General features: G+C 66.9%; 13 protein-coding genes and 2 tRNA genes. 8 read left to right on the forward strand and 7 right to left on the reverse strand.

The annotated features are described in order from the left end of the window. Positions 1–324: 324 nt before the first annotated feature. The 4 genes from CDV49_RS12810 to CDV49_RS12825 are packed head-to-tail and all read right to left on the reverse strand — an operon-like array spanning position 325 to position 3060. Positions 325–1305: an ABC transporter ATP-binding protein gene (locus tag CDV49_RS12810; RefSeq protein ID WP_088215819.1), complete on the reverse strand. Its 981-nt coding sequence runs from the start codon at positions 1303–1305 to the stop codon at positions 325–327. A gap of 14 nt (positions 1306–1319) precedes the next feature. Next, positions 1320–1676: an arsenate reductase (glutaredoxin) gene (gene arsC, locus CDV49_RS12815; protein ID WP_256947332.1), complete on the reverse strand. Its 357-nt coding sequence runs from the start codon at positions 1674–1676 to the stop codon at positions 1320–1322. Continuing rightward, positions 1667–2725: a quinone-dependent dihydroorotate dehydrogenase gene (locus tag CDV49_RS12820; protein WP_088215820.1), complete on the reverse strand. Its 1059-nt coding sequence runs from the start codon at positions 2723–2725 to the stop codon at positions 1667–1669. Before CDV49_RS12820 ends, arsC begins: the two co-directional genes overlap by 10 nt. Beyond that, positions 2722–3060 (reverse strand): DUF952 domain-containing protein, encoded by a 339-nt coding sequence (locus CDV49_RS12825; protein ID WP_035707778.1) that lies wholly within the window; start codon positions 3058–3060, stop codon positions 2722–2724. Before CDV49_RS12825 ends, CDV49_RS12820 begins: the two co-directional genes overlap by 4 nt. Before the next feature lie 165 nt (positions 3061–3225). Here CDV49_RS12825 and CDV49_RS12830 point away from each other — a divergent pair, with 165 nt between their 5' ends. Continuing rightward, a complete protein-coding gene (locus CDV49_RS12830; protein ID WP_088215821.1) occupies positions 3226–4800 on the forward strand; it encodes a bifunctional metallophosphatase/5'-nucleotidase in 1575 nt (524 codons plus the stop codon). A gap of 233 nt (positions 4801–5033) precedes the next feature. Next, positions 5034–5107 (forward strand) — tRNA-Gly (locus CDV49_RS12835). A gap of 275 nt (positions 5108–5382) precedes the next feature. Here the strand turns inward: CDV49_RS12835 and CDV49_RS12840 are convergent. Beyond that, positions 5383–6126: a hypothetical protein gene (locus tag CDV49_RS12840; RefSeq protein ID WP_088215822.1), complete on the reverse strand. Its 744-nt coding sequence runs from the start codon at positions 6124–6126 to the stop codon at positions 5383–5385. 395 nt (positions 6127–6521) lie between these two features. Here CDV49_RS12840 and CDV49_RS12845 point away from each other — a divergent pair, with 395 nt between their 5' ends. Then, positions 6522–7073 (forward strand): manganese efflux pump MntP, encoded by a 552-nt coding sequence (locus CDV49_RS12845; RefSeq protein WP_088215823.1) that lies wholly within the window; start codon positions 6522–6524, stop codon positions 7071–7073. 345 nt (positions 7074–7418) lie between these two features. Here CDV49_RS12845 and CDV49_RS12850 read toward each other — a convergent pair. Both CDV49_RS12850 and CDV49_RS12855 read right to left on the reverse strand, forming a co-directional pair. Beyond that, positions 7419–7495 (reverse strand) — tRNA-Arg (locus tag CDV49_RS12850). Positions 7496–7551: 56 nt separating this feature from the next. Next, positions 7552–8967 carry a sensor histidine kinase gene (locus CDV49_RS12855; protein ID WP_088215824.1) on the reverse strand — a complete coding sequence of 472 codons (1416 nt, stop codon included), beginning with the start codon at positions 8965–8967 and terminating at the stop codon, positions 7552–7554. Positions 8968–9209: 242 nt separating this feature from the next. On the opposite strand from CDV49_RS12855, the gene rpmH reads away from it, so the two are divergent. The 5 genes from rpmH to CDV49_RS12880 are packed head-to-tail and all read left to right on the forward strand — an operon-like array spanning position 9210 to position 12614. Beyond that, entirely contained in the window at positions 9210–9347 is a 138-nt protein-coding gene (gene rpmH / locus CDV49_RS12860) for a 50S ribosomal protein L34 (protein ID WP_035707816.1), read from the forward strand. A gap of 26 nt (positions 9348–9373) precedes the next feature. Then, positions 9374–9916 carry a ribonuclease P protein component gene (rnpA, locus tag CDV49_RS12865; protein WP_088215825.1) on the forward strand — a complete coding sequence of 181 codons (543 nt, stop codon included), beginning with the start codon at positions 9374–9376 and terminating at the stop codon, positions 9914–9916. After that, on the forward strand, positions 9913–10149 hold the full coding sequence (gene yidD / locus CDV49_RS12870; protein ID WP_035707821.1) for a membrane protein insertion efficiency factor YidD: 237 nt from the start codon (positions 9913–9915) through the stop codon (positions 10147–10149). Before rnpA ends, yidD begins: the two co-directional genes overlap by 4 nt. Beyond that, on the forward strand, positions 10149–11018 hold the full coding sequence (gene ttcA, locus CDV49_RS12875; RefSeq protein ID WP_088215826.1) for a tRNA 2-thiocytidine(32) synthetase TtcA: 870 nt from the start codon (positions 10149–10151) through the stop codon (positions 11016–11018). Before yidD ends, ttcA begins: the two co-directional genes overlap by 1 nt. 57 nt (positions 11019–11075) lie before the next feature. Next, complete coding sequence (locus CDV49_RS12880) at positions 11076–12614, forward strand: VOC family protein (protein WP_088215827.1); 1539 nt, start codon at positions 11076–11078, stop codon at positions 12612–12614.

Genomic DNA, 12614 nt, shown 5'->3' on the forward strand with positions numbered 1-12614 from the left:
CCGCTTGTCCGTCCCGCCATGCTCGGATCGGGAGCAGGGGCCGAAGGCGCCGCCCCTCACCCCTTGCCGACGGCAGGGGGAACCGGGCGTTCGCGTTTTGCGGTCGATGCCGTGCTGTCGGCCCCCGCAGCAGCGGGGAAGAGCTGCAGTCCGGCGGCGTTGGACCTGCCCGCAGAGACCCGGCCCGCAGACACCCGGTCCGCGGATGCAGTGAACCGGGGTTCAGGCACAATCCGTTCGCACAGGGCCTGCGCAAACCTCGACCGGGCAAACCGCGCCCGGCTCCCTCCCGACGATCCGGTCCTGTTATGACGGCCGGAGACATCATCGCCGCCCGCCCTTGCGTCCGGCTTCGCGCTCCGCCGCGCGTGCGCCTTCCCCGCGATCGCGAAGCTCGCGGCCTGTGAGGGAGAGGAACACGCTTTCCAGTGTCGGCTCCTCGAAGCGCACCTCCGTCAGCCGGTTGCCGAAGGCGGCGAGGAACGCCTCGACCGTCGCGGCGTCAGGAGCGGGGATCGCGAGGTGCAGGGGCGCCACTTCCATCGCCGCAGGATAGGCGCGCCGGATGGCCGAGGCAGTTTCCGCCTCCCGCGCGATGACGCGGAGCCACCGCTGGCCATATCCGGCCTTCAGGCTTTCGGGGCTGCCTTCGGCGAGGATGCGGCCATTGTCGATGATGCAGACGAGGTCCGCGCTCTCCACTTCCTCGATGTAATGGGTGGTGGTCAGCACCGTCAGCCCCCGCTCGCGCCTGAGCCCGTCCAGATAGCGCCAGATGCGCACGCGGGTCTGGGCATCAAGGCCAACGGTCGGCTCGTCGAGGAACAGGATGCGCGGGTGATGCATGAGGGCGCGGGCTATCTCCAGCCGCCGCCGCATCCCGCCGGAGAAGTTGCGCACGACCGTTTCCTGCCAGTCGGTGAGTTCGACAAGCGCCAGCACTTCCGCCATTGCGGCGTGCCGCACACGGCGGGCCATGCCATGCGCGAGCCCGTGGAAATCGAGATTCTCCGCCGCCGTCAGCCGGTCGTCGAGGCTCGAATCCTGAAACACCACCCCGATGCCGCGCCGCGCGCGCAAGGGTTCGCGCGCCACGTCGGCACCCGCCACCAGTGCGGTTCCGCTGTCGGGCCGGAGCAATGTGCAGAGGATGTTGAGGAGCGTGGTCTTGCCCGCGCCGTTCGGGCCAAGCAGCGCGAAGCTCGCGCCAGCAGGCACGGAGAGGCTGACATCCTCCAGCGCCCTGGTGCCCCCGAAAGCATGCGAGAGATGTTCGACTTGGATGGCAGGCGGTGTTTCCGGCATGACGGCCCCTCCCCTCAGGGAGTGAGGACATCCAGCACGGCTTCCGCCGGGCGGCCAAGGACGGCGCGGGTCTCGGAAAAGACGATGGGGCGTTCGATGAGAATGGGATGCGCCACCATCGCGGCGATCAGGGTATCGTCGTCACTTGTCTCCGTCAGCCCGGCGTCGCTCCGCGCGCCTTCCTTCCAGCGGAGGATGTCGCGGGGCGCGCGGTCGAGAAGCGAGAGCGCGGCGCGGAGTTCGGCCTCGCTCGGCGGTTCGTTCAGATAGTCCCGCACCACGGGCACCACGCCGTGTTCCTCCAGCAGCGCGAGCGCCCGGCGCGATGTGCCGCAACGCGGATTGTGCCAGATCGAGATGGTCACAGCCACCGCTCCCTCCCGGTTCCGACGGCCTCCGCCACAGTGGCGAAGCCATCGCGGAGAAGCCGGTCCTCGATGCCGCGGACGAGGTCTCCCACCAGCGACAGTCCTCCGAAGACGAGGCCGGTGTAAAGCTGAACCGCGCTCGCTCCGGCCAGAATCTTCTCATAGGCCTGATCGGGAGTGGAAATGCCGCCGACGCCGATCAGCGGCAGCCGCCCCTCCGTCGCCCGTGACAGGCGGGCCAGAACCCGGGTGGACCGCTCGAACAGCGGGGCGCCGGAGAGGCCCCCCGCCTCTCCCCGCGCCGCGCCGCCAAGCCCATCGCGGGAGAGGGTCGTGTTGGTGGCGATCACCCCGTCGATACCGGAGGCGAGCGCGACGGCGCCGATTTCGGCGATTTCGTCATCGGTGAGATCGGGGGCGATCTTCAGGAATACCGGCACCCGCCGCGACAGCCCGTCCCGCACCTCCAGCACACCCGCGAGCAGCGATTCCAGCGCCGCGCGGCCCTGAAGGTCACGAAGCTTCTCGGTATTGGGGGAGGAAACGTTGACCGTGGCGAAGTCGATCCATCCGCCCGTGGCGGCCAGCACTTCCGCAAAGTCCTGCGCACGGTTGGCGCTGTCCTTGTTCGCGCCGAGGTTCAGCCCGATCACCCCCCGCTCCGGCCGGGCGGCCAGCCGGGCCGCGATGGCGGCGGCACCTTCGTTGTTGAAGCCGAAGCGGTTGATGACGGCGCGGTCCTCCGGCAACCGGAACAGCCGGGGGCGGGGGTTGCCGGGCTGCGGGCGGGGCGTCGTCGCGCCGACCTCGATGAAGCCGAAGCCCGCGCGGCTCAGCGGTTCGAGCGCGGTCGCGTTCTTGTCGAACCCGGCGGCAAGGCCCACGGGGTTGGGCAGGTCGATCCCGGCAAGGCTGGTGCGGAGCCGGGGCGAGGTGATCTCCCCCGGCAGGGCGACCAGCCCCGTGCGGAGGGCCATCAGCGACAGGCCATGCGCCCGCTCCGGGTCCAGCCGCGTGAGCAGGCCAAGGCCAAGGGACTCGTACCGGTTCACAGAACCCCCTCCGGGAAGATATGCCCCGTGGCCCCGAGCGGCAGGGACTTGTCCCAGACCACATCCGACAGCCGGAGCGGCCGATAGAGATGCGGAAAAAGCGCGCCGCCCCGTGACGGCTCCCATTTCAGGTCCGCCCCCAGAGGCTCCACGGAGACGGCGACCAGCACCAGATCGCTTTCCTCCGCGAAATGGCGGGCGGCTGTCTCTCCCACCTGTGTGGGCGTGGAAAAATGGATGAAGCCGTCCGCCACATCCACGGGCGCGCCGTGGGTGACACCTGCGGCGCGGAACGCATCCCATTCGGGGCGTCGGAAAATCTTCAGGATCAGCATGGCCGGGTGATGCCCTCACTCCGCCATCCGGTCAAGGAGAACGTGTGCCCGACGGGCGTGGCTGCGCGCGCCGGGGGCGCATCGGGATGGCTCCTCGGGCACGAGAAGCTTTGACAGAGCCGCCGCCGCTCCGCAGACTGCGAGCATCCGCACAGGGAGAACCGCATGTTGGTCCGTCTTCTCGCCACGGCAGGGGTGCTCGCCCTCAGCGCCGGGGCCGCTTCTGCCGAATACACGCTCACCATTCTGCATATCAACGACTTCCATGCCCGGTTCGAGCCGATCAACGGGTCCGATTCGACCTGCGGGGAAAAGGATGCGGCGGAGAACAAGTGTTTCGGCGGCATCGCCCGTCTGGTCACGGCGATAACGGATGCGCGGTCCCGGACCGCCAACTCGCTGCTGATCGATGCGGGCGACCAGTTTCAGGGCAGCCTGTTCTACAACCACTACAAGGGCAAGGTCTCGGCCGAGTTCATGAATGCGCTCGGCTTCGAGGCGATGGCGGTGGGCAACCACGAGTTCGACGACGGCCCCCCGGAGCTTGTGCACTTCCTGGACGAGATTCGATTTCCGATGGTCATGGCCAATGCCGACCTGAGCCGGGAGCCGCTGCTGAAGGGCCGTATCGCCAAATCGGTGGTGGTGGAGAAGGAGGGCGAGAAGATCGGGATCATCGGCCTCACCCCGCGCGACAACCCGGAACTGGCCAGCCCCGGGCCCAACATCATCTTCACGCCGCCCGCCGATGCAGTGCAGGCGGAAGTGGACACGCTCACCGCGGCAGGCGTGAACAAGATCATCGTGCTCAGCCATTCCGGCTATGAGTTGGACAAGCAGATCGCGGCAGAGACAGCCGGCGTGGACGTGATTGTGGGGGGCCACAGCCATACGCTGCTTTCCAGCACCGACCCTGCCGCCGCCGGACCCTATCCGACGATGGTGAACGGCGTGCCGATCGTCACGGCCTATGCCTATGGCAAGTATCTCGGGGAGCTGGCGGTCACGTTTGACGATGCGGGCAAGGTGATCTCCGCCTCCGGTGCGCCGCTTCTGCTGGATGCCGCGGTGGCGGAGGATGCGCCTGCGCAACAGCGGCTGGCCGAGCTTGCCGTTCCGCTGGAGGAGCTGAAGGCCCGTGTCGTGGCAGCGAGCGAGGCGCCGATCGACGGTTCCCGCGATCACTGCCGTCAGCGGGAATGCGAGATGGGCACCCTCATCGCCGATGCGCAGCTCGACCGGGTGAAGGATCAGGGCATCACCATCAGCCTCGTCAACGGCGGCGGTGTGCGCGCCTCCATCGACGCGGGCGATGTGACGATGGGTGAGGTGCTGACCGTGCTGCCCTTCCAGAACACGCTCGCCACGTTCCAGACCACGGGGGCCACTGTCGTTTCCGCGCTGGAGAACGGCGTGAGCCAGCTCGATCAGGGGGCCGGGCGCTTCCTGCAGGTGGCCGGGCTGAAATATGCGTTCGATCCTGCGCAACCGGCGGGCAGCCGCGTAAGTGACGTGCAGGTGCGGAACGGCGAGGGCTGGACCGCGATAGACCCTGCGGCCAGCTATGGTGTCGTGGTCAACAACTACGTCCGCAGCGGCGGCGACGGTTTCGCCATGTTCACGCAGGATGTCGCGAATGCCTATGATTTCGGGCCGGATCTGGCGGATGTGCTGGCGGAGTATCTGGCGAAGGAGGGGCCGTACAAACCTTACACCGACGGGCGCATCACGCGGAAATAGACGTGATCGTGGGCAGGTCGGGGCGGTTGCCTGAGTGCAGTTGCCACCCCGGTGCGAAGGCGCCTTTTGTTCGCATCGGGTGGCCGGGTGTGCCGTTCTCCGCGGCGATGGCCATGGCGACCGATGAAGCCCGCCCATGGGGTCGCCCCTGTCCACGGTCGGTTTTCTGGGGGGAATGCCGGACTTCACCCTTGAGCACCCCGCTGCCGGATGCTATCTCTCGCCCCGCGCTCGCGGGTATGGTGTAGTGGTAGCGCCTCAGCCTTCCAAGCTGATGGGGCGGGTTCGATTCCCGCTACCCGCTCCAATTCGCCTCCGGGCCATGGCGTATTTCCCAATAAATACCGTCGCTTGGGTCTCATCGCGATGCAGATTGAAGCACACGGGGGTCCACGCGTTGAAGCACACGGGGGTCCACGCGCCGAAACTGGCCGCTCTTCTCGGTTCGACGTTCGAGCTGGGGCCGCACCGGCCGCTTCAGAATTCCTGCTCAGATGCGGGCAGGTGTGGCGCCTGGCATCCCGTCTGCACTGGTCATTGTTCAGTGCCGCTTTGAAGATGTTTCATTTGCAGGATGGCGGCTTAATGCTCCGCCTCATCCTGACGCGGCGGAGGAAATTCCTCCTGCGCCCGGTTTGGCAGATATTTCGCCTGCCAGTCCGCAAGACGTGTGACGAAATCCGCCTTGACCCGACATATGTCCGGCTGTCCCGTTCTGATCGAACAGGAGAAGGTGATCGCTGCGAAGGCAAGCCGTTGGGCCAGTTCTTCGCTACAACTCCGCAGCACTCCGTAGTCTGAAAACGGACCTATGCGGGTTTCCCCTTCCGGAGAGATCAGGTGGAAACCGCCGGGGTTGGCATGCGCGGCTTGCTGGCAGAGCAGGTCGTAGGCCTGCGTGCGCTTCTTCTTGGTGTAGCCCGCAAGCTTATCCAGGCGGTCCCGCACTGCGCCGGGGCTGAAACGGTTCCTGCGTTCCTTGTCCGGGAGAGAAAGCCACGCATCCAGACTGCCGGGTTCTCTAGTGAACAGGAGAAGCAGGGACTGCACCTCAAACAGATCCCGAGCCATTGTCATGGCGGGCTGAAAATAACCGCAGCGGAGCAATCGCAGCGCTGACGCCCCGCTGTTGAAGCAGCGTATGCCAAGACGAAGCAGCGCGGTTTCATTGGCATCCCGTTCCGCATGCAGCGCGGGTATCCGCGACAGCAGGTCCAGCGAAGCATTGATGATCCCCAGGTGCTGCGACAGGTCCGGGTCGCTGGCGAGCATCCTGTCATGTGCGGCCACGATCACCCGCTCATCGACCAGAAACAGGTTTGTCATGCCATTCTCCGGTTTGTCCGGCGAAATATGCGGCTGCGGGCGTGGCGCAGCAAGCAGCGGGCTGGCAGTGCCCCAGCAGTGCATTGTTGCCGGTGGCAGTGTTGCGCAAGGATCGGACAATCGGGAATCCGCGAGCAGAAACAACGGGCTTGGCCGAAGTCATGTTCTGCGAATGAGACGCATTCATAACATCATGTTTTCGCTTGACTATTTATTGTTCAACGGTATTTTCCCCGCCATCGGGGAGTAGCGACTGCCGGTTTCCGGCAGGGGCGCGTCAACAGGCTCGCGGGGGATCCGCGTGGCGCGTCCAGCCCAGCGGGCCTTGCAAGACCGTGGCGTGGGACTCTGCGGGCGGGGTCTGTCCATCGCCCGGCTGGCCCAGGAGAGTTCCCATGTCCCCGATGACCATCGGTCTGCTTGCTGTTTCCATGTCCGTGGATGCGTTTATCGCCTCATTGGGCAAAGGTGCAGCGGAACGGCGGCCCAGCTTCGGCCACGCGCTTCGCACCGGCGCGATCTTCGGCACCGTGGAGGCGATTACACCGATCCTCGGCTGGGCGTTGGGCATCGCGGCCAGTCAGTATGTGGAGGCGGTGGATCATTGGATCGCTTTCGCACTGCTGGGCGCGGTCGGTGTCCATATGGCGCTTCAGGCCTTCTCGCCGGAGGAGCGATCGGCAGGCACGTCGGGATGGGCGGTCATCGCGACGGCCATCGGCACCTCCATCGACGCCATGGCGGTAGGGGTGTCGCTCGCCTTTCTGCAGGTGAACATCCTGGTCGTAGCGCTTTGCATCGGTCTTGCGACGATGGTGATGAGTTCCACGGGGATCCTCGCGGGACGGTTCCTGGGCCGCCGCTTCGGGCGGGTGATGGAAGTCGCCGGGGGGCTGGCGCTGATCGGGTTGGGGAGCGTCATCCTGTTTGAACATCTCGCCGTCTGACCACGTGGTCGATCGGATGTCGCGGGTCGGAGGGTTTCGCGGAAGCAGCCCGACCTGCCGCACGCAGGCGTAAGCCTGCGGGCCGCGCCAATCGACAGTCATCTGTGGACGGGGCGACGCCCTTTGCCCGCGCTGTTCCGCCGGAACCTGTGCTTCCGGTCAGGTCGGACCGCCGGAGGCGCTGCCCGAGAGGTGGGCGGAGATTCAAATCCGAACTTTCATCTGGAAACCCAAGACCCGCGGGCGTGATCTCGGCTGAACCGAAGGCCAGACGTGCCGAACCGCGCCACGAGACAATTCCGTGACGCAAAAAGGTAAATTTGCCTGGAACTTGCAAAGGAAAATTGGCGCACCCGAAGAGATTCGAACTCCTGACCCCCAGATTCGTAGTCTGGTGCTCTATCCAGCTGAGCTACGGGTGCGCTGTGGGGGCATGTACCGCCCTGTGCGGGGGGATGCAAGGGAGAAAGTGAAGAAGTTATTGCGCCGCGGTTTCGACCTGCACGCTGCCGCGGGGCAGGCGGATGATGAACTCGGTGCCTTCCTCGTCGCTGCGGACAAGTTCCAGCCGCCCGCCGTGGCCGCGGACCAGTTCAGCGGAGATGGCGAGCCCAAGACCGAAGCCGCCCTTTCGCGCACCGCCCTGAAACGGGGTGAACAGGAACTCCCGTGCCTTCTGCGGCAGGCCGGGGCCGGTGTCCCCCACGCGGATGAACCACTCGACCTCATCCTCCCCGGCGCTGACCTCGATGACACCGGGCTGGCCGGTGGCCTCGATCGCCTGCCGGGCGTTGCGGATGAGGTTGGACAGCACGCGGTGAAGCTGCTCGGGGTCGGCGCGCAGCCACAATGTGGGCGGTACGTCGTTCAGGAAGGTGATCTGGCCGCCAGCCGCCTCATCCGCCATCGTCTCGCTTTCAAGAATCTCGGACACCGTGCGGATCAGCGGGAATCGGGTAAGGCTGGGCGGCGGCTCCTCTGCCCGGCCGAAGGCCAGCGTGCTTTCACACAGGTTGATCGCGCGGGAGAGGGAGCCCACGAGCTTCGGCGCTGCCCGCTGCACGGCAGGGTCTTCGGAGCTTTCCATGCGGTCGGCGAAGAGCTGCGCGGCGGTCAGGATGTTGCGCAGGTCATGGCTGATCCGGGCCACCGCTCCGCCGAGCTGGGCAAGCCGGTCCTTCTGGCGCAGCGCCTGGGTCAGCTGCGTCTGCATGGAGCGGAGGGCCACTTCCGCCTCACGGATTTCCCGCACGCCCCGACTGGACGGCTCGATGATGAGCCGCGCATCCTCCGGCGCCTCCGCATAGGCGGTGACATGCTGGATCAGGTGGCGGATCGGGCGTAGCAGCAGCCGGCTCACCGCCGCGAACAACAACACCGCCGTCACCACGGAGAACACGGCGGAGAGCAGGAGGATGCGCAGCCCGTAGTCCACCATCGCCTTGCGCATCGGCTCCGTTTCCGTCGTCACCTCGATCAGCAGGCCCGCGTCGTGCACCGGATTGCCGATCACGCGGATGATGCGGTTGTCCCGCTCCAGCAGAACGGAGAGCGAGTCGCGGATGAGCTGGAAGGGGCCTGCCTCCCGCAGGTCATAGGTGCCGTAGATCGGCTGGGTGATGGGGGAGGACAGAACGAGCTGGCGCACCTCGTCCCGGCGGAGGACCACGTTCATCACTCCCGCGGTGGCCAGCAGTTCCTTTTCCAGCGATTCGTCCAGCACATCGTCGCTGGCCAGAACGGAGAGCGCAGCGATCTGCGCCCGCTCCAGCCGGAGATGCAGATAATCCACCCGATAACGCGCGATGGAGGGGACGAGGATCAGCACCTCGGCCAGCAGCACGAACAGCGTCGTGACGAGGAGGAATCGGCCGGAGAGGGAGTTCAACACCATGCGAAGCGCCTGCCCCCGGTCGCAGCCCGACGCCGCCGGGGATTTTTCCCGGTTTTTTCACAGCTGCGCGACAGGATAAAGCGGAAAGCGACCTTGCGGCATCTCTCGGCGGGGGAGAGCGACGCCCGGATTGACTTCCTGCCGCTTTCCGCCTATTGGGCTGGCTTCGAACAACCCCGGCCTTCGAATCCGCGCGTTTTGCGGGTTTGGGTCGCATGACAGACGACGAACGGAGTGCCGCGATGAGCAAACGTACTTTCCAGCCGAGCAACCTGGTCCGCAAGCGCCGGCACGGGTTCCGCGCCCGCATGGCGACCAAAGGGGGCCAGCGCGTCCTCAACGCGCGGCGCGCCCGTGGCCGGAAGGTCCTCTCGGCGTAAGCCGGGACGACCCTGAGGTCAGAGACATGACGCCGCCGGAACCCGGTCAGGACGGCCTTGTCGCCGAACCTGATGGGGGGACGGCGGCGGTTTCGTCTGTGGACCAGGCTGCTGTGGACCCGGCTGCGGGCGGGCGGGCGCAGGAGCCTCTTGATCAGCACACCCGCCAGCACACCGGGTTCAGTATTCTGAAGCTTCGCGCGGATTTCCTGCGCGCGGCGCAGGCCCGCCGTCAGGCGACCTCCGGTTTCCTGCTTCAGGCCCGCCGCCGGGCGGAGGGAGAGCCGGGGGAGGGGATCCGCGTCGGGTTCACCTGCTCCAAGAAGGTTGGCAATGCCGTCGCTCGCAACCGCGCCAAACGGCGGCTCCGCGCCCTCGCGCGCGAGCGGCTGCCGCTGATCGGGCGCGAGGGATGGGATTACGTGCTGGTCGGGCGGCCGGGCGTGACGACGGATCGGCCCTTTGCCGATCTGCTGTCCGATCTCGACGCGGCCATCGCCTCTGTCCATCGCGCCTCTGTCCACCGCGAAGGGCCGCGACCGGAGAGGCGGGAAAGGCGGCCAAAGTGACGCCGCTCGCGCATGTGGTGGCACTGCCGGTCCGGGCCTACCGGCTGCTGATTTCGCCGTGGCTGGGCCAGTCCTGCCGGTTTCAGCCGACCTGTTCCGCCTATGCGCTGGAGGCGCTGGAGCGGCATGGCGGGCTGCGCGGCGGCTGGCTGACGCTCCGCCGCCTTCTTCGTTGTCACCCGTGGGGCGGGTCGGGTTATGATCCCGTGCCGCCCGCAAGAAGGGACCGCTGATGCTGGACGAGGCCGACGACATCCATCCGCTGTTCCACGGCGCCCCGCAGAGCACGGAGTTCCGCAAGCTCCGCAAACGTCTCGTACGCGAGGTGCGCGAGGCGATCGACGCCTATGGCATGATCGAGCGCGGCGCGCGCTGGCTCGTCTGTCTGTCGGGGGGCAAGGACAGCTACACGATGCTCGCGATCCTGCACGAGCTGCAATGGCGCGGCCTGTTGCCCGTCGATCTGCTCGCCTGCAACCTCGATCAGGGCCAGCCCGGATTTCCCGCGACGGTGCTGCCGGAGTTTCTGTCGCGCATGGGCGTGCCGCACCGGATCGAATATGCCGATACCTATTCCATCGTGATGGACAAGGTGCCGCAGGGCCGGACGATGTGCGCACTCTGCTCCCGCCTCCGGCGCGGCAACCTCTACCGCGTCGCGCGGGAGGAAGGATGTTCGGCGGTCGTTCTGGGACATCACCGGGACGACATCCTGGAGACGTTCTTCATGAACCTCTTTCACGGCGGGCGGCTGGCCACCATGCCGCCGAAGCTGCTGAACGAGGATGGCGACCTGTTCGTCTATCGCCCTCTGTCCTTCGTGGCGGAGGCGGATTGCGAGAAATTCGCCCGTGCCATGAACTATCCGATCATCCCCTGCGACCTCTGCGGGTCGCAGGACGGGTTGCAGCGCCAGCAGGTGAAGCAGATCCTCGACGGGTGGGAGGCGCGTTCGCCGGGCCGGCGGCAGGTGATGTTCCGCGCCCTGATGAACGCCCGCCCCTCGCATCTGCTGGACCCGGCGCTCTTCGATTTCGCGGGGCTGTCCCGCGGCGCGGAGCCTGCGGAAGCGGACCCGGCCATCCCCCGTCTTGCCGACTGACCTTGCCCCGCTCCCCGCCCGGCGCATATGCGGAAAGGGCAACGAAAAGGGAGCGGCATGGTTACGGGCATCCATCACATCACTCTGGTCACACGCCGCGTTCAGGCGAATGTGGATTTCTACGCGGGATTTCTCGGTCTCCGGCTGGTGAAGCGCACGGGCGGATTCGAGGATGCCGAACAGCTTCACCTGTTCTACGGTGACCGGACAGGCTCGCCCGGGTCACTGGTGACCTTTCTCGTGTGGGAGGATGGCGCGCCGGGCCGGGTCGGTCACGGGCAGGTGGCGGAGATCGCCTTTGCCGTTCCCCGCGCCGCGCTTGGCGACTGGCTGGGCCGCGCGCTGGAGCGGGGGATCCCGCACGAACATCCCCGCAGGGAATTCGGAGAGCCGGTCCTGCGGCTGAAGGATCCCGACGGCGTGGTGGTGAAACTGGTGGGCAGCGATCTGGCCGCGACCGCACCATGGACCGAGACCGTGCCGGAAGCGCTGGCGATCACCCGCCTGCGCTCCGCGACCCTGTTCAGCGAGGCGCCCGAGCAGACGGCGGCCTTCATCGCGCGGTTCGGCTATCGCCCGGTGGCGGAGGAAGGGACGGTGCGGCGCCTGCTGTCCGATACCGACGCCATCGACATCCGTGACGCCACCGGCTTCTGGCCGGGTGTGCCGGGAACGGGGATCGCCGATCACGTGGCCTTCCGCGCGCCCGATGTGCCCGCGATCCGCAGTATGGAGGCGGAGCTCTCCCGTCTGAACGCCACGGAAACCAACCTGCACGACCGGAAGTATTTCGTTTCTCTTTATGCCCGCGAACCTGCCGGAACGCTGATCGAATACGCGACCGACGGCCCCGGTTTCCTTGTGGACGAGCCGGAGGAAACGCTGGGAACCGCCGTGATGATCCCGCCTTCCGATGCGGAGCGGGCCAACGATCTTCGCGTGATGCTGCCGCAGTTCGCATTGCCGGACGCGCCCCGCTTCCCCCGGCGCGACCTGCCCTTTGTCCACCGCCTGAACGAGCCGGAGGAGCCGGATGGCAGCGCGCTGTTCCTGCTGCACGGCACGGGCGGAAGCGAAGCGGACCTGATGCCGTTCGCCCGCCGCGTGGCGCCGCATGCCACTCTCATCGGTCTGCGCGGCCGTTCGACGGAGGAGGGGACGCTCCGCTGGTTCCGTCGGCTGGGAGAGGGGCGTTTCGACGAGGAGGACATCCGCTCGGAGGCAGAGGCGCTTTCCGCCACCATCGCGACCGCGATCCGGGGCTATGGGCTGGATGAGGCGCGCACCGGCTTTCTTGGATATTCCAACGGTGCGAACATGATCTGGGCGGCGATGCTGCTGGAGCCGCGCGCGGTGCAGCGGGCGGTGCTGCTCCGCCCCGTGGCTGTGCTGTCGGCACCGCCAGTGCCGGAGGCGAGCGGAGCGGCGCTGATCGTGTCGGGGGCGATGGACGAGGTTGCTCCGCCCTCTCCCCTTGTCGCGGAAGCGCTGCGGGCGGCGGGCGTGGAGGTGACGGAGGAGGTGGTGGAGGCGGGACATGCCCTGACCCCTGCGGATGCCTTGGTAGTCAAGGCATGGCTGGAGGAACACCTTTGA

Origin of the sequence: Haematobacter genomosp. 1 (assembly GCF_002196855.1) — a bacterium.
Lineage (GTDB): Bacteria > Pseudomonadota > Alphaproteobacteria > Rhodobacterales > Rhodobacteraceae > Haematobacter.